The sequence below is a fragment of the Staphylococcus ratti genome, from assembly GCF_020883535.1.
Classification (GTDB): domain Bacteria; phylum Bacillota; class Bacilli; order Staphylococcales; family Staphylococcaceae; genus Staphylococcus; species Staphylococcus ratti.
Genome location: NZ_CP086654.1, coordinates 1,644,328 through 1,661,979 on the forward strand (window position 1 = coordinate 1,644,328; position 17,652 = coordinate 1,661,979).

Sequence of the window (17,652 nt, forward strand, 5' to 3'; positions counted from 1 at the left end):
TTATAAAGGTGCTAACCCTTGTCAGTGTTAGAGTCACACGGCTTTCACTAAATTTATTTGGACAAATTTCTAAAAAGCCTCTTGTAAATATCACATATTATTTTAAAATTAATGTAAGTCCTACAATTGTAGTATTAGGAGGTCAAAAAAGTGTCAAAATTAAAGTCTATGCTTCTTGCATTCGGAACAATAATTTTGCTTGCGGGCTGTTCTGATGTAGAAGTTTTAAACGCAAAAGGGCCAATGGCAAGTGACCAAAGGTTTTTAATCATCTATTCGATTATCTTTATGGTTGCCATTGTTGCTGTCGTACTTATTTTATTTGCTATCTTCACTTTTAAATATCGTTACAACAAAACGAGTGAATCTGGCAAATTGCATCATAGTGTGTTACTTGAATCAATTTGGTTCATTATCCCTGTAATTATTTTAATTGCATTAATGATTCCAACTGTTAAGTCACTTTATGAGTATGAAGAACCACCAAAAGCTAAAGATGAACCTTTAGTGATTTACGCAGTCAGCGGTGGTTACAAATGGTTCTTCGCTTATCCAGATGAAAAAATTGAAACGGTTAACCACATCACAATTCCAACTAACCGTCCTGTCACTTTCAAGCTTCAAGCTATGGATACGATGACAAGTTTCTGGGTACCTCAACTCGGGGGTCAAAAATATGCCATGACAGGCATGACAATGAACTGGACTTACAAAGCTAGTGAAGAAGGTACGTACCGTGGCCGTAACTCTAACTTTAACGGGGAAGGCTTCTCACGTCACACATTTAACGTTCACGCAGTAAGTCAAGCTGAGTATGACAAATGGGTAAAAGAAGCAAAATCTAAAACAAAAATCGATCAAGATACATTCGATAAACTGCTTTTACCTATTACTCCAAACAAAGAATTAACATTCAGTGGAACGCACATGGCTTTCGTGGATCCGGCTGCTGATCCAGAATACATCTTCTACGCTTACAAACGTTTCAACTATTCACCAAAAGATCCAAACTTCTACGATGATAAAGAAGGCGTTTTAAGTAAACCGAATAAGCCAGCACGTAAACCACAAATCACAAATCCAAACTATGAACGTCACGGTATGAAAGCTGCTATTTTAGCGGATAATATGCCATATGATAATGCGTTCATTAAAGAAGAAGAACATAATATGGATGAAATGGAATCAATGCACAAAGGTGCAAAATCGGAATCAAACGATAAAAGTGGAGGTGGACATTAATGATGAACTTTCCATGGAATGAGCTTATTGTAAACGGGAACTGGATGATTACTATGGCTCAAATTGGAGCGCCATTCTTAGTCATTGGTGTAATCGCAGCCCTTACTTACTTTAAGCTTTGGGGATATTTATACAAGGAATGGTTCATGTCAGTCGACCACAAGAAAATTGGTTTAATGTACTTGATTTGTGCTGTTTTAATGTTTGTACGTGGAGGTATAGATGCTATCCTTTTACGTATTCAATTAACAGTACCAAATAATCCATTCTTAGAATCAAACCACTATAATGAAATTTTTACTACGCACGGTGTTATCATGATTATCTTCATGGCAATGCCACTTGTAATTGGTTTAATGAACATCATCATTCCACTACAAATCGGAGCGCGTGACGTAGCATTCCCTTTACTTAACAACATTAGTTTTTGGTTGTTCGTTGCTGGTATGTTACTATTCAATATTTCATTTATTATTGGTGGTTCACCTGCAGCAGGTTGGACAAACTACGCGCCACTCGCTGGTGAATTCAGCCCTGGACCTGGCGTGAATTACTACTTAATCGCAATCCAAATCGCAGGTATTGGTACTTTAGCCACAGGTATTAACTTCTTTGTGACTATCATCAAACTAAAAACACCAAGTATGACGTTTATGCAAATGCCGATGTTTGTTGTTACAACATTCATCACAATGTTAATCATTATCTTAGCTTTCCCTGTATTAACAGTGGCACTTGCATTAATGACTGTTGACAGAGTCTTTGACTTTTCATTCTTTACTGTTGCTGGCGGCGGTATGCCAATGTTATGGGCAAACTTCTTCTGGGTATGGGGGCACCCTGAAGTATACATCCTTGTATTGCCAGCGTTCGGTATTTATTCAGAAATCATTCCGACGTTCGCTCGTAAGCGTTTGTTCGGTCACCAAAGTATGGTGTGGGCTACAGCTGGTATCGCATTCTTAAGTTTTATCGTTTGGGTACACCACTTCTACACAATGGGTAGCGGTGCGTTAGTTAACTCATTCTTCTCAATTACAACTATGTTAATTGCTGTGCCAACGGGTGTAAAAATCTTTAACTGGTTGTTCACACTTTACCAAGGTCGTATCACTTTTGAATCACCAATGTTGTTCTCGTTAGCGTTTATCCCTAACTTTACAATTGGTGGTGTAACAGGTGTTATGCTTGCTATGGCATCTGCAGACTTTCAATATCACAACACATATTTCTTAGTGGCACACTTCCACTACACTATTGTTGCTGGTGTTGTATTTGCATGTTTTGCAGCTATGATTTTCTGGTATCCAAAAGCAATGGGATACAAATTGTTCGAAAAACCAAATAAATGGTTCTTCTGGATCTTTATGATTGGTTTCAATGTGACGTTCTTACCTCAATTCGTTTTAGGTTTAGATGGTATGCCACGTCGTTTATACAAATACTTGCCAGAAGATGGTTGGTTCTTACTTAACCTTATCTCTTCAATCGGTGCAGCTATGATGTCTATCGCTTTCTTAATCTTCGTTGGTAACATCGTATACAGTCACTTAAAAGCACCTCGTGAAGCAACTGGCGATAACTGGGGCGGCTTAGGTCGTGGTCTTGAGTGGGCTACAGCTTCAGCAATCCCTCCACATTACAACTTTGCAAAAACACCTCATTGGGATGACTTAGATTCATTCGTTGAGATGAAAGCTCAAGGTCGTCACTACTTAGATGATCATGACTACAAAGATATTCACATGCCGAATAATACACATATCGGTTTCTGGATGGGTATCCTATTCTTTATTGGTGGTTTCTTCTTAGTATTCGAAACGATTTTACCAGCAATTTTATGTTTACTTGGTATCTTCGGTTTAATGATTTGGAGAAGTTTCCAACAAGATCACGGTTACTACATCCCTGCTAGTGAAGTTGCTGAAACAGAAGCACGCTTAAGAAAAGCACGTCAAAAAGAAAGGGAGGCTATGAATCATGAGTCATAAGGTTGATACAATTGATGCACGTACGCATGAAGGTGAATTAAACAAACTCGGTTTCTGGATCTTCCTTACAGCTGAATTTGCCCTTTTTGGTACGCTTTTCGCAACACTGTTAACACTCCAACACGGTGGTGGCTACGGTGGCATGATGACAACAGAGTTATTTGAATTACCTCTTGTTTTAATCATGACGTTCTTGCTTTTAGCAAGTTCTTACACATGTGGTATCGCAATTTATTACATGCGTAAAGAAAAGAAAACATTATTTATGATTTGGATGATTATTACGGTACTTCTTGGTGTAGGATTCGTAGCATTCGAGATTTTCGAATTCACACACTATGCACATGAAGGTGCTGTACCACAAGCGGGCTCATACTGGTCAAGTTTCTTCTTACTATTAGGAACGCACGGTGCCCACGTTACATTAGGTATCTTCTGGATCATTTGTTTATTAATCCAAGTTGCAATGCGCGGACTTAATAAACATAATGCACCTAAAATTTTCATTGTAAGTTTATACTGGCATTTCTTAGATGTTGTATGGATCTTCATCTTTACTGCCGTATACATGATAGGGATGGTGTTTAGCGGATGAGTACAGTAATCAAACATACAATAGGCTTTATCGCCTCAATCATTTTGACGTTACTTGCAGTTTTCGTCACACTATACACATCATTGTCATTTGAAGCTAAAGTAACTATTATTTTTGGATTTGCTTTTATCCAAGCATTCTTACAACTCTTAATGTTCATGCACTTAACTGAAGGTAAAGATGGCCGCGTACAACTTGCAAAAGTTATCTTCGCTATCATCATTACACTTGTCATTGTTGTAGGTACATTCTGGGTAATGCAAGGTGGACACAGCGCTCACCTATAAAATCAAGCTGTAACATAAAAAGAGACGCTCACTACATGTGTGGTTCTCTTTTTTACTGCAAATTTTTATCCACATTATTGGACAATCACGTATTTATCGTATTAAATATACCACCTACTTTCTACATAAAAAAAGACACCACAACAGCCATGAAATCGTTCATCGTATCATGGCTGTTATGATGTCTATTCAATCATATTTTTTGGCTTTAACTGGTGCTTAACCTTTCCTATAAATCCTGTTTTAAGTTCTATTCCTTCATAAAGCGCTAAAAGTTTCTTTTTTTCATTTTGCCAATTATAAATGTATTTTGCTTTTTTCGTGTTAGCTTTAGCCTTTCCATAGCGTTCTTGATTCGTCAGCAATTCGTTAACGGCATGAGCTATATTTCGATAATCATGTGCGTCAATTGCAATCCCTACTTCGTGTTCATTTACCACTTTTGCAATCTCTGGAAAATCACAACTTACGACCGGCACATGTGCCATTATATATTCAAAAAGTTTATTTGAACTTGCTGAATAATGATTAAAACACACATTTTGCAAAACTTGAAAACCTAAATACGCTTCTCTAGTAATACTTGGTAATTCCTTAAAAGGCACTTTTTCTAAAAAGAAGATTCGGTCTCGCTCTGGAGATTTTTGCGCTAGTGATTTTAGTGTTGCGGTTAATTTTCCTGCACCTATAAAAACAAGTACCCCTTCATTAATATGTGGCATTGCTTCAATCAGCTTTTCTAAGCCTCTTCCTTGTTGTAAACCACCTTGGTATAGTAAAATCTTTTCCCCTTCAGGAAGACCTAATTGATGATGTAAATTTACTTTAGGTCGTTCGTTAATATCATACAACTCCGAATAATTATAAAGCGTTTGAGGATAAAAACCATATATTTCTTCATTATGTTTCGCACGTGTATGATTCTCTACCATCATCTCATCGACAAAACGTAATAGAAATCGCTCAATCACTTTAATCTTTTTCTTATCGTAACCTGTTCTATCAGACTGAACTTCATGACTATCATAGACAAGTGGTTTAGGCTTCAGACGTAATTTTGCGCATACAATCCCTTGAGGCAATGTATTTAAATCATTAGCATGATAAATATCTGATTTACACAAATAGCCTTTCACAATCATACGCGCAATGATTGCACTATTTACGACGATTTTACGCACTTTTCTTTGTTTGATTGCCCCAGCAGTAGCTAAAAGCATCATTAAATAACTCGATAAAATCATGAAATTAACAAAAAATAATCCTACAGCAACAGTCATGGCTAAACCTCCAACGACAATGACAAAAGGCTTGCCAAAGTCAGAATACGCTTGGAGCAACCAAGGATAACGTTTTACCCGATGAACACGAAAACGTTCACTTACTTTTTCAAACGCTTCAATTGCTGGGTTTTTCGGATCATTTATCGCAATCAAGTCTACATCATAGCCTGCTTCAGCTAAAGCTGTACACTCGCGGTTCACTCTGGCATCATTTGTAAAATGATTCCAAACAAACATGCCCACTTTTTTCATCTTGTGACCTCCTTATATATTTAGACAAGTGCGTAACGTAATCGTACAACCTATCCTATTCTTCTTACAGATTAACTCATTGATCAGTCATCATAGTGTGTGTATCAAAGCACATACCTTCTTGTTAATATGAATTATCCTAAAATTTGCCAAAAAATACTTGCTACAAATATTCCAAAGCTAATCATTACCGGAATAAAGGTAGACCAATGCACTTTTTCTAACTCTGATTGTTCAATCGTATCGCTACGTTGTTGTTGTAATCTTAACATCTTCTTTTTATAAGCCAATTGCCCTTTTTTATCTCGGGCTTTAAATCCTCGAATTAAAGTATTATAACGATTGACCACATGGTTTACTTCACCATATTCAATCATTTCTCCATAATGAATCCAAATAGCTTTATCGCACATATTTTTAATTTGTGCTGCCGAATGAGAAACAAAGAAAATTGTTTTACCTTGTTGCTGGAGTTCTTTCATTTTCGTAATACATTTATTGGCAAATGTTTCATCTCCAACTGATAAAGCTTCATCTACGATTAGCACATCAGGGTTGGTATGAATTGCAATAGAAAAACCTAAACGTGCTTTCATTCCGCTCGAATAACTTTTGATAGGTTGATAAATAAATTCGTCTAATTCAGAAAAAGCCACAATGTCATCAAATACATCATTAATTTCTTTAGATGACATTCCATGCATTAAACATTTATAACGTATATTCTCTTCTCCAGTAAAATCATTTTTTAAACCAGCAGAAATCGCAATAAGTGATGACTTTCCGTTAATACTAACTGTGCCTTTTGATGGAACAAGCACTTCTGCAAGAATATTTGACAAAGTAGATTTACCCGAACCATTCAGACCGATTAGCCCAACAGACATTCCTTCTTCTACTTCAAAAGAAATGTCATATAATGCGTAATATGGTTTAGGTCGATAAAAATAACCAAATGATAATAATGAAATTATTTTACTAACTTTACTATTATTTAAATCATAGATTTTAGATACATGGTCCACTTTTACTTTGTAAGTCATGTCATCACCTTGTTCAATCTTATTTTTCCGAAATGAAACGCGTTACATTATTTTTAATTTGTTTAAACCCATCAATATAGTGTTCAAAATCTTCAAGATGTGTGCGAATAATTTGTTTATCTTGGTCCATTATACTGTTTTCCTCTGTAAATGCCCATATCGCTTTCCCACTCCCTTTATAATCACTCAATTTAGAAGGAATATAAGGGTTCAACGGTTTAATTCCTTTAGTATGTGCATCAAAAAGTAGTAATCCGTCTAAGATTGTTGTAATATTTAAAAATTCAAAATAACCTACAAACGGATGTAAAACAATGTAATCGCTAAAATCACTATTGTTATGCATTGCTTGCACATTACCTTTAATATTAGTAAAACAATGGATTTTAAAATTGGTTTCCCCTTTTGATTCTAAATATTTACATACGAGTTCAATTTCATTGAAACCTCTTGTTTCATAAAAATTTCCAAAATAACCTAAATTAATAAAGTCTGGATCAACGCTATAGTGCGTCATCACTTTGCGATAATCTGATTTAATTGGAATGGGATGTCTTGAAATAACTGCACGTTCACGAATAGATTGCTTTATATTTTCATCAAAGCGCTCAATCATGTACTCAAGTTGATTTTCATTTGTGAATATGAGTTCATCAGCATCAGAAAGTGCTAACAATTCGCACACGTTAAACACATTATCATCTACTAAACGTTTTAATTCTGGCTTTATCTGTCGTTTTATTTTTTGAATATAGGCTTCATCTTCAATAGGTGCATAACGTAAATCACTTGTAACTGTAGAATGAAGTGGGTCCGAAAATTCCGCACGCCAATATATTTTAGGTTGTTGTTGCTTAATTTCAAACCCTAGAAAATGTGACTGTGGAAACATCGCTCTTGAATACAAATGATGGTACACCTTTTGACCTTTTTTGACGATTGCTAATCCTTGTTCAATAAATTCACTAATACTTTGCCAACTTGAGAAAGCCTGTTTAGCACTTAATTCATAGTGTCTATCAATAAGATGATGCGACAAGGAAGTTAATTTGTAATCCATTTTGCGCAAACGTGACATATCATTCGAAATCACATCTACAATTTCATTTTTATCTCTAATACGTTTTGCCATCACATTCCCACTCGTATCAATATAAGGTGGAAAACAATAAGCAATCACTAATGTTTCGGCTTTATCTTTATTTAATAAGCTAAAATTAAATTGATCCATCATTGTATAAATGTATTGATGTAATTTATAACGTGTTTCAGCATCTTGTTTTTTAATAAACGTACGAATGCATTCAATCAAACGATTCGCTTCATGTTTTAACGTCACATCAGAGTGAACCGATAATGTTTCGTTATATATCGCTTTAATTGTCTCTAAAGCATCCATCATCTCATTTGTTGTTTTTATATCGAGCACATTCTCAGCATTTTGAAAAATACGGGCATGGCTCATAAAATGAGATACATGGTACGTGTGATTGACGATTTCATCAATATAACACCTTATAAACTGGTTTAATCGATAATGCAAGTTTAAGTTTTTTATAATATATGTTGGATATACGGTTTGGCTTCCATGACCATAGACTACAGCTTGTGATAAATGCTCTGTTTCTATCAAACGCTCAGTGTTACATTTTTCATTACTAAACTTAAAACAACAATGAGACTGATTCATTCGACTCACTACAAATTTAAATGAATATTGAAAGGCCCTATCATCGAAATAATAAAAAATATTTTGTTTTTCTCTTAAAGGCGATTCAATAAATTGCGACAAAGCAGTTTGTGTTTCAAATACCAGTATGACTTGTTCATAACACTTAATCATATCTTCAATTGTATTTAAGTCACATTCATCCATAAATAAAACATAACTTATTCCTTTTTGAAGGTTTTGCGGTTGAAATGAATGCATCGACCACAATGCTTCATTAATGAAGGTATGAGATTTCCGTCTTATAGGTTTTTGCATCGCTTCTAATTGCTCTGAAGTATATGTTTCTTCATTCAATTTCATCTCGATTTCACCCGCTTCATGATAAGTTTAAGTCCTTTAGCTACATTTTTCTTATTTATTTTCTTTTTGTAATGAGAGATTCTTTCAATATTGTTAATAAGTAAAGCATTATTAAGATATTTTTTCTTATACGTCCAAGCACTTCTCTTAAATTTATGCAATTCACGAAACGCAAACTGCATACGCTTATGTGTATTTAAATATGTGTCATATAACACATCATAGTCATTTTTTAAGACAAGTAATTCTTGTTTCAACCGCATTTCATTAATAATCGGACGATTTCGCTCAATTTTGTATTCTGCTTTGAGTTGAAGGTATAAATCCTCGTTATGTGTTTCATCGTATGGAACGATATCATTACCAAAAAATTCGATGTTTAAGGTTCCTTTACTAAAATAATAAATATTGATTGTATAAGTGTTAATAAGTTTTGTAATCACTGTTTCAATACGTTCAAATGGAACATGAAGCGACTGAAAAATCAACTTCACTGTAACTTGACTTTTAAGATGTTGAACTATTTCGTTGAATAACGTCATTTGTACTTGATTAATAGATTCGTCGAAATAAAAATTGATTTTAGTGATATCATCCATTTCATTAATCACATGTTTCAAAATAGACGCTTCATTTTCAGTACTTTTAAACCATATATCTAATATTTTTTCCTTTTTGGTTAAATTTCGTGAAACAATAAATTCATTTTTCGCCAAGTTGATCTTCCTCTCCTAAAAGACTTTTATCTCTTTGGTTTCAGCCACTTTTTGGTTGTTATTTTGCTGCACAAAAGCCTTGATACGGTATTTTCCGGGCTCTAAAGATACATGAAAGACGTTTTGTGGTTGATACATGATTTTTTCTTCGGGAATGGATTGTCCTTTTTTATAAATATAAAGCGCGTAAGACATCTTTTCGCCCGAACTGCACACTGTAATGTCTACTTTGCCTTCTTCAGTTTGGTTAGATAAAATGTCATCAATTCTCAAAGTTGCAGGGTTATGATCTAACAAAACAGATGTTTCAATCATGATATCTTCTAACTGACTTTCTAAATATTCATATGCTTTTTTATAATCAACATTAGCCATTAAAAATCACCTCTAGTTCTCTTTTTATCACTACATCATTGCCAGTCAAGATTTGTATATTTTTAGAAGCTAAATAACTCATGTCTTTAAATTTTTGTGGATTTTTAATTAAAAAGGTGATTGCTGCTACCATTTGTTCAACATTATTACGTTCTGCTAAATAACCAGAAACACCATGCTCTACAAAGTCTGGTATGCCTCCAATAGAATTTGAAATCGGAACTAATCCTGAGCTCATTGCTTCATTTAAAGATACACCTTGGGAATCGTGACGACTCGGCCCTAAATAAATACCATTTTGTGCATGTAATTGTGAAATTTCTTGTTGCGGTACGAACATTTTGTTTAAACTTACATTACTGAAATGATTTAAAGGTGCTGTCAATTCATCAAATAATGGTCCATCTCCGTAAAGTGAAAAATGAAGTTTTTTAAACCATTTTTCTTTGGATAGCGCTAAGATCACAGCTACTGTTAAATCATTTGCATAATTTTTAGCTGTATAGGGTCGTATAGATAAAATTTTGAAACGATCCTCTTCTTTCTTTTCTCTATACGGAAACATATGTTTATCGACGATATTAGGTATGATGTGATAATGATTTGGTGATACGCCTACAAAAGGATCAACATACAGCTCTTTTAACCCTCTAGAAACATACACAAATTGAACATTCATATCTTCACGCGTCATTAATTTTTTAAAAAAAGCACGTTGATATGGATAATGTTCATCCTTTTTTCGCAACTGTTCATTTAGTGTTCTAGCCGAGGTTAAATAGTTATAATAGCGCGTATACCAAGCTTCAGCTTCAAATCCATGAATCCATACTACAACGTCAGGTTTTTGATCTAGTCGTTCAACAGCTTGGAACATTTTATAATTAATAAAATGAAAAAGTAATTTATCATAACGGTTATATAAAAGATGGTTGTATAACTGCGCTTCATTCATATACATGATTTTCACACCATCATAATATTCATCACGTTTAATTTTAGTTGTAAATACGACGATGGTAACATCTAAACCATGTGCCTGGTATCCTTTTACTCGTCTATGAATAAAAGCATTTGCGTAAATTTTCTCTTTATTAGGATACGCGTTTGTAATTAATAAATAACCCATCATTCAACCTCACTTTGTAACTTTTTGATTTCTGACGTTAAATCTTCATCCTTAGGTCTTTTGATATTGTCATAAAGGTGATAAATCTCTAAAAATGACTTAATGACTGCTGTATCAAGTTTTTCTGCACGTTTAATCCGAGCAATATACCAATGCTTCATATAAAAATTAAAGCGATATTTCATATATGTTTGTAAATAATCATGCTTTTTTAAGAAAGTTATCTTTTCTTTTTCAAGTTTCAAATATTTTTTGAAAAATGAAGATGAGATTGTATTCGTCATTGATTGCGCAATCGCAGCATAATAAACGTGAACCGTCGCATCTATAGCTTTCACCTTTCGTGCGAAATGTATCAAATTAAGAAAGAATAATGAATCCTGACCTAATGCGCCTGGAACCATTTGAATTTTATGCTGTTTTACAAATGACGTTCTAGCAATTAAAGCTTGAATGCTTGCTGTTTTCAGCTTCATTTGCTGTAAAACATTTTTTGTGTCGGTCGTTTCATCTTGATGCATTGCATTTATAAATTGACGATAGTACTGATGCATGTGCGTTTTTTCATTGTCTACTTTAATCATATTACCTACTACAACGTCTAGATTATCATCAGCTTTTATCGTTTGTAACAATTGATTAATACCGTCTCCTACCCACTCATTGTCTGGATCTAAAAATGTTATATATGGCGCATTTGCCTGTTGTATTCCGATATTTCTTGGAGTTGAAGCGCTTCCAGACGGTGCCTCTAACCTAATCACCTTAAAATGACGGTACCACTTTTCATACAGTTGAATTGTCCGTCGTGTTAAAGCATCTGTAGAGCCATCATCTACTAAAATAATTTCAAATTCTGAAAATTGTGGGTTTCTAATTATAGATCTTAATGCTTTATGCTCTAGATGTGCACCATTATTATAGACAGGAATAATAATGCTCAATTGCGGCGTTTTATAAAGTGGCTCTTGAGGTGTTTCATTTAAAAACGTGTTATCACAAGCATACCCTTCTACATACTCATCGACACCCTTTTTGAATAATGTATGTGTATTATCTTGATAAGAACTAACAAATTGATTCGCACATGCCATTTTTGTAACAAAAGATGTGTTCGTGTATGTTAATGTTGATACTAAGTCTTCCAAATATTCTGGCTGATAGTCATTTGTTGAATCAAAATACGTGTAAAATGGCGTTTGCACTTCTTCTACACTACGCACCATTACTTTATGCACATAACTTTGATGCTCAAACATCATTAATGCCGCTTCATCATTATCATTTATAATGACTGACACTTTAGGCCATACTGTTGCCGAAGTATTCCTATCACACCATCTCGCCATACATTTTAGCCATTCAAAATGATTGTATTGCTTTAACACTTGTTGCGCACCAATTTTGCGTGCACGTTGTATGATAACTGGATCTAAATTCAAACTTGTAGCAACATCTTTTTTATCGAAAATCATTTGTACTTGTGGCATTTCAGAATTTACAAAGGTGTTGTAATTAGAAAAAATAAAATTGCCCATCCCTTGTAACTCAAAAATTCGATTCGCACACATTGTTCTAGAATATTTAATAGTATTTAAATTAATTGCAAAAGGATGATTAATATGCATTTTCATCGTATTTTCATGTGTCAACGGTGCAGAAATATAAGGAATGTATTCTGATGGAAATTGATATTTCAGCTGATTTGACCATAAGTTCCGATCAAAAATTGTTAATTCATGCGCACTCTCTAATACGCCGTCAAAAATTTGTTTCGCATCTTCATTACGTTCTTTATATTTTTCTAACCATGAGCCTGCGAACACAACTTCTTCATTTTTTTGAACTTCTTTAGTAAACAAAGGTCTATGGATACCAAGATGAATAGGGAATTGTAAATGATGGATACGTGAATGTTTTAATACATTTCGATATGTCGGTATTAAATCTGCTTCTGTCGTTACAACGATATCTGCCAGTTTGGCATGTGGCAAAAAGACTTCAAAATTAACAGGATCTTCTTTATTAAAAAAAACAACCGGTACCCCTTTAGATTGAAATGATGCAACTAACGTTTGAAGTTCCTCAAACTTCTGACGATGAGGATTAGTTACCCCTTCCCAATAACCGTCAATACCTCTCCAAGTTGAAGCAACAATGACAAAGTCAAATGCCCCTTGATGTGTGTGACCATTAAGATATGTTAAATGACACGCGCCATCCAACGCGTCAAATAAAAATTGATCAGCCACGATACCTACGTTTAAATCTAATTTTTTATAAATGTAAGACTGGGGCGAAGGTAATACTTGCTTGCTATACAAGTCATTTCGATCACCCCTTCCATATTGGTGGAACGCCTGAATATAATCCACAAATTCTTTTAAAAAGGGGGCTTGATTAATTTCATAAATTGCTTTGTTAGGAGAAGTTTCCATAACGTCAGCAACCCGACTTAGCGAATTATACTCGTGTTTATCATAAGTGATTTCATCGCGCGTCATCTGAAAAGGTTTTGCTTTACCAAAGAGTATATATTTCAAAGAATTGAGCTTCATGAACGTCTCTCCCATAGTTTAATTTGGATACGCCCCAACTTTGATTCTCGTAATTTGAGATAACGCTTCAAAAGTGTGTCTTTCATTTCAATCAGCTGTTCTATTTGTGTGCGTTGCTTCAAATTATCTCCAAGTAACTTCTTCACTGCCAATTGTTGTTGCTGATTTTGAAGCAATTGATGTATGTATAAATGACTTGCAATCGCTTGCCAAGCATTTTCCACTTCTATTGTTGACGTTTTCTTAGTTTCGCTATCATACATAAACGTCGGTTCACTCATATTAATAACTTGATAATGGTTCGTTTCAAAATTAAAATGTTTAAATAACATAAGTGAAACGTCATCTCGTTTCACAAAAACTCGCTTTTCGTTTAATAATAACGCTAATTTATCATGCTCGTATTCATACAAAACTTTTGCATAATCAGGGTGTTGATGGTACTGCTTCACATTTTGCATTGCTTCATCTTCATAGACTCGGAGAATCCCTTCATTTAAACGTACATAACAATGTGTATAAGGTAATGATTTTAAAAATGCTTTTTTGTCATCATCCATTTAAACACCTCTTAATTTACCGGTTAACTTAGGAAAATTATTTTCCCAAATAAATTGTTTATCTCTTAAATTTTTCGTTGTGTTAATAATATGTTCCAATAAATCAGGATTATTTTTAATTTGCTCAATATAATCTAAAATCTCATCCGTAGATGCGCCTGCTTTAGCAAAACCTAACTGTTGGGCATTAATCAATTCGCCCGTGTAACCTCCAATATTACTCACTACTGGTGTTCCTGAACAAATACTATCAACTATTTTACCAGGCATGACATTCATGAACACCTCGCTTGGTTCGAGTATAGATAGTGAAACGTGATGTTTGGAAATCGCTTTCAAACATTCATCTCTTTTCATAGGGGGAACTAAATGAATATACCTCATACCTTCTTGCCTTACCGCTTCTCTAAAACGATTAGCTTGTACACCATAAATAATGGCTGTCATGTGTATGTTTTTATGATTTAAACCTCTAGCAATGGCAATGAGCTGTTCAACATCTTGTGCATATCCAATATTTCCTGTATAAACTACCGAAAATGTTTCGGCTTTTTCAGTTGAAACGAGCTCCTCTTTTGAAATTGCGTTTGGCAAATAAATCATTTCGTTATTTTTACCCAACATTGTATTGATATACGTTTGGAAATAAGGGTTATTAACTACAATGTCATCGGCTTTGAGGTACATTTGTTTTTCTAACCACTTTAATAAAGGCAACGAAAATTTAATTTTGATTTTCTTTAAACTTACAAAACTATCTGGCCATAAATCTCTAATTTCCAAAAAATATTTAGCCTTTTGATTCCTCTTAAAAAATAATGTTGCCCATGCCAAAAAAATATTCGGGCTTGTAACATAGACGTTTTCATAATTACCAAGCTTTTTTAAATAAATGCGTACTCTAATCATTAATTCGATATAATAAAGCAAACGATGAAACAAATCTGTGTGTTGTTTTTGACAATGCATACGAATTCTAATGATACGGTACCCTTCCAAAGCATTTAATTCAGAATCATCAAAATAAGTTCGATCTTCAAACAAAGCATGATTGGGATAAGAAGGTTCTGTTGTAACTATCAAAGGCTGATACCCTGCTTTTTCAAATTGTTTATAAAGTTGTTTCATCCGATTTGCAGCTGAACCTAATTCAGGATAAAAGTTTTGACTAATGAGTAATATTTTTCCTTTCATATCGAATCCTTTCTATCCTTTAAAGGAAGTCTAATAATCGATCTTTAAAACGATGATGAACAAGTGCACCAAGCGTTAACACAAGCAACGTAAATGACCAATAATAAAGATGGTCAGCTGCTGTACCATATAGGACTGGGCTATGGTGAACGAATGCGCTCCTATAAACTTCCACTAAGTATGTAAATGGATTAAGTCGCGCGATGGTCTGTAATATCGGTTGTGCAGAACCAATCCCCCAAAATATAGGTGTCATAAAAAAGCCAAGTCTAAGCACATTCTGTAATACATTTTTCGTATCTCTTACTACAATGACTAAGGAACTCATCAATAAAGAGATACCAAAAATAGCAGGGAAAGCAGCTAAAATAAAGTATAAAAATAGAAAATATTTCCAAAACGGAACATAGCCATGTAACAGGGATACAACAAATAAAATGCTTGTCATAAACATCAAATTAAATAATGTGTTCGTAAATGAAATCGAAAGTAATACAGATGAAGGGAATTTCATTTTTGTTACAAGACTTAAATTCGATTGAATGGCATTTGCTCCAGAATTAATACTTTGCGAAATAAACAACCAAGGAAATAATCCAGATATTAAATGGACAATAAAGGGAGCGCCATCAACTAGACGATCTCCCCCTCCTCTTAACCCCAATCCAAAAATCAAATAATAGACACCCACTTGCATGATTGGTTGCAAAATATTCCAAAAAACACCTAAATAATGGTTGGAATATTGGCTTTTCATATTATAGACAGCAAGTTGCAGTATTTGCTGCCAGTTTTCAAATTGTTCTTTAAGAATAATAATTAACGCTTTCACAATATAACCTACTATCTAAATGGACTTATTATTTTTGATAGAATTCATATAAGTTACCGTAATTATAGTATTGAACTGATTCAAAGTCACTTTGAACGACATTTTTTGTATCAAAAATCACTTTATCTTTCATTGTTTCAAAGTCAGCATCTGTAAGTCGCTTAAATTCCGAATGATCACTTAAGATTAAAACCAATGATGCATCTGAAACTGCTTTTTGAATGTCTTTTTCAACAAAATCTAATTCAACATGTGGATCATATGTTACAACGTTTAAGTCTGTTTCTTGGCACAATAATTTATAAATATCAAACGCAGGTGATTCTCGAATATCATCTACATCCCCTTTATATGTCAAACCAAACACCGCAATTTTCTTTCCTTCTAATGTACGAATCATTTTTTTCGTATTCTCAACCACATACTCAGGCATCGAACGGTTTACTTTGCGTCCAGTTTGAATTAAAGGTGAGTTTTCAGGATCTTTTGCAATAATGAAATACGGATCTACTGCTAAACAATGACCACCAACACCTGGGCCTGGTAAATGAATATTTACTCTCGGATGTTTGTTTGCCATTTCAATAACATCTAATACATTGATATTTAAATTGTTACTTATTTTGGCAAGTTCATTTGCAAGTGCAATGTTTAAATCACGGTAAGTATTTTCCATTAACTTGCTCATTTCTGCAGTTCTTGCATCTGTTTCAATCATCTCACCTTTAACAAACGTACTGTAAACGCGTTTTCCCGCTTCAATACACTTAGGTGTAATCCCGCCTATAATGCGGTTATTATTAATTAATTCCTCTAAAATTTTACCCGGCAATACACGTTCTGGGCAATGAACAAGATACAAATCTTCACCAATTGTAAAACCTTGTTTTTCTAAAAATGGTTTAACATGATCATCCATTGTTCTAGGCGCGATTGTAGATTCAACAATGACCGTATTTCCCTTTCTTAAATAAGGTACAATGCTTTCTGTAGCACTCATTACGATAGAAATATCACAAGACTCATATTCATCATCATTATTAGGTGTTGGAACTGCGATAATAAATGCATCTGCTTCTTCTGGTGTTTGAGATGCCTTAAATTTGCCTGTCGCTAAAACTTCTTCATAGGCTTCCTGTAGTCCAGGTTCTTCGATGTGAATATGACCGTTATTTAAACTATTAACTGCTTTTTCATTAATATCCACACCAATAACCTCTACGCCATGCTTGGCGAACATAATTGATGTTGGTAAACCAATATATCCTAATCCTACAGTAGTTAATTTCATTTCATACACCCTTCTCGTCTTAATCAATATTCTGGTCTTTTCCCGAAAGATATTAAACCTATATTAATTCTTAATTAAAATTACTTTGATTTCAATCATTAACCTATTTTACAACCTAATTTTAACAACAACTTAATTTTAAATCAAACTTAAATTTACATTCTTTACATTTTCTTAATATTATCCGAACCATCACACAACCATATAAAACATGAAATTTAACTCACCTATTATTATGCACTATAAAATAAAAACCTCAACGTATCTACAGA

15 protein-coding genes are annotated in these 17,652 nt (G+C 34.0%); 4 read left to right on the forward strand and 11 right to left on the reverse strand.

Annotated elements, in window-relative coordinates:
- The first annotated feature begins 150 nt into the window (after positions 1-150).
- The 4 genes from qoxA to qoxD are packed head-to-tail and all read left to right on the forward strand — an operon-like array spanning position 151 to position 4,115.
- The gene (qoxA, locus tag LN051_RS07900) at positions 151-1,242 is read left to right on the forward strand and encodes a cytochrome aa3 quinol oxidase subunit II (protein ID WP_229292002.1); all 1,092 of its coding nucleotides are present in this window, start codon (positions 151-153) and stop codon (positions 1,240-1,242) included.
- 2 nt (positions 1,243-1,244) lie between these two features.
- On the forward strand, positions 1,245-3,233 hold the full coding sequence (gene qoxB, locus LN051_RS07905; protein ID WP_229293649.1) for a cytochrome aa3 quinol oxidase subunit I: 1,989 nt from the start codon (positions 1,245-1,247) through the stop codon (positions 3,231-3,233).
- Complete coding sequence (gene qoxC, locus LN051_RS07910; RefSeq protein ID WP_229292003.1) at positions 3,223-3,828, forward strand: cytochrome aa3 quinol oxidase subunit III; 606 nt, start codon at positions 3,223-3,225, stop codon at positions 3,826-3,828. The genes qoxB and qoxC overlap by 11 nt, the downstream gene beginning before the upstream one ends.
- Positions 3,829-3,836: 8 nt before the next feature.
- Positions 3,837-4,115: a cytochrome aa3 quinol oxidase subunit IV gene (gene qoxD, locus LN051_RS07915; RefSeq protein WP_229293650.1), complete on the forward strand. Its 279-nt coding sequence runs from the start codon at positions 3,837-3,839 to the stop codon at positions 4,113-4,115.
- A 185-nt stretch (positions 4,116-4,300) separates the two neighbouring features.
- Here qoxD and LN051_RS07920 read toward each other — a convergent pair whose 3' ends face one another.
- The 11 genes from LN051_RS07920 to LN051_RS07970 form a co-directional block, all read right to left on the reverse strand.
- Complete coding sequence (locus tag LN051_RS07920; protein ID WP_229292004.1) at positions 4,301-5,650, reverse strand: glycosyltransferase; 1,350 nt, start codon at positions 5,648-5,650, stop codon at positions 4,301-4,303.
- A gap of 134 nt (positions 5,651-5,784) precedes the next feature.
- Positions 5,785-6,693 carry an ABC transporter ATP-binding protein gene (locus LN051_RS07925; protein ID WP_229292005.1) on the reverse strand — a complete coding sequence of 303 codons (909 nt, stop codon included), beginning with the start codon at positions 6,691-6,693 and terminating at the stop codon, positions 5,785-5,787.
- 19 nt (positions 6,694-6,712) lie between these two features.
- Positions 6,713-8,725, reverse strand: a complete 2,013-nt coding sequence (locus LN051_RS07930) for a hypothetical protein (RefSeq protein WP_229292006.1) — start codon at positions 8,723-8,725, stop codon at positions 6,713-6,715.
- A complete protein-coding gene (locus tag LN051_RS07935) occupies positions 8,722-9,441 on the reverse strand; it encodes a hypothetical protein (protein ID WP_229292007.1) in 720 nt (239 codons plus the stop codon). Before LN051_RS07935 ends, LN051_RS07930 begins: the two co-directional genes overlap by 4 nt.
- 15 nt (positions 9,442-9,456) lie before the next feature.
- Positions 9,457-9,816 (reverse strand): hypothetical protein, encoded by a 360-nt coding sequence (locus LN051_RS07940; protein ID WP_229292008.1) that lies wholly within the window; start codon positions 9,814-9,816, stop codon positions 9,457-9,459.
- Positions 9,809-10,948 (reverse strand): glycosyltransferase family 4 protein, encoded by a 1,140-nt coding sequence (locus LN051_RS07945; protein WP_229292009.1) that lies wholly within the window; start codon positions 10,946-10,948, stop codon positions 9,809-9,811. Before LN051_RS07945 ends, LN051_RS07940 begins: the two co-directional genes overlap by 8 nt.
- Positions 10,945-13,503 (reverse strand): glycosyltransferase, encoded by a 2,559-nt coding sequence (locus LN051_RS07950; protein WP_229292010.1) that lies wholly within the window; start codon positions 13,501-13,503, stop codon positions 10,945-10,947. Before LN051_RS07950 ends, LN051_RS07945 begins: the two co-directional genes overlap by 4 nt.
- Positions 13,500-14,063, reverse strand: coding sequence for a hypothetical protein (locus LN051_RS07955; protein WP_229292011.1), 564 nt, complete (start codon positions 14,061-14,063; stop codon positions 13,500-13,502). The genes LN051_RS07950 and LN051_RS07955 overlap by 4 nt, the downstream gene beginning before the upstream one ends.
- A complete protein-coding gene (locus LN051_RS07960) occupies positions 14,064-15,257 on the reverse strand; it encodes a glycosyltransferase family 4 protein (RefSeq protein WP_229292012.1) in 1,194 nt (397 codons plus the stop codon).
- A gap of 19 nt (positions 15,258-15,276) precedes the next feature.
- Positions 15,277-16,089: an ABC transporter permease gene (locus LN051_RS07965; protein WP_229292013.1), complete on the reverse strand. Its 813-nt coding sequence runs from the start codon at positions 16,087-16,089 to the stop codon at positions 15,277-15,279.
- A gap of 28 nt (positions 16,090-16,117) precedes the next feature.
- On the reverse strand, positions 16,118-17,380 hold the full coding sequence (locus LN051_RS07970) for a nucleotide sugar dehydrogenase (protein WP_229292014.1): 1,263 nt from the start codon (positions 17,378-17,380) through the stop codon (positions 16,118-16,120).
- Positions 17,381-17,652: the final 272 nt, after the last annotated feature.

Coding starts and splice junctions, on each gene's coding strand:
- qoxB (WP_229293649.1), top strand. CDS start 1,245: ATGAACTTTCCATGGAATGAGCTTATTGTAAACGGGAACTGGATGATT.
- qoxC (WP_229292003.1), top strand. CDS start 3,223: ATGAGTCATAAGGTTGATACAATTGATGCACGTACGCATGAAGGTGAA.
- LN051_RS07920 (WP_229292004.1), bottom strand. CDS start 5,650: ATGAAAAAAGTGGGCATGTTTGTTTGGAATCATTTTACAAATGATGCC.
- LN051_RS07925 (WP_229292005.1), bottom strand. CDS start 6,693: ATGACTTACAAAGTAAAAGTGGACCATGTATCTAAAATCTATGATTTA.
- LN051_RS07930 (WP_229292006.1), bottom strand. CDS start 8,725: ATGAAATTGAATGAAGAAACATATACTTCAGAGCAATTAGAAGCGATG.
- LN051_RS07940 (WP_229292008.1), bottom strand. CDS start 9,816: ATGGCTAATGTTGATTATAAAAAAGCATATGAATATTTAGAAAGTCAG.
- LN051_RS07945 (WP_229292009.1), bottom strand. CDS start 10,948: ATGATGGGTTATTTATTAATTACAAACGCGTATCCTAATAAAGAGAAA.
- LN051_RS07950 (WP_229292010.1), bottom strand. CDS start 13,503: ATGAAGCTCAATTCTTTGAAATATATACTCTTTGGTAAAGCAAAACCT.
- LN051_RS07955 (WP_229292011.1), bottom strand. CDS start 14,063: ATGGATGATGACAAAAAAGCATTTTTAAAATCATTACCTTATACACAT.
- LN051_RS07960 (WP_229292012.1), bottom strand. CDS start 15,257: ATGAAAGGAAAAATATTACTCATTAGTCAAAACTTTTATCCTGAATTA.
- LN051_RS07970 (WP_229292014.1), bottom strand. CDS start 17,380: ATGAAATTAACTACTGTAGGATTAGGATATATTGGTTTACCAACATCA.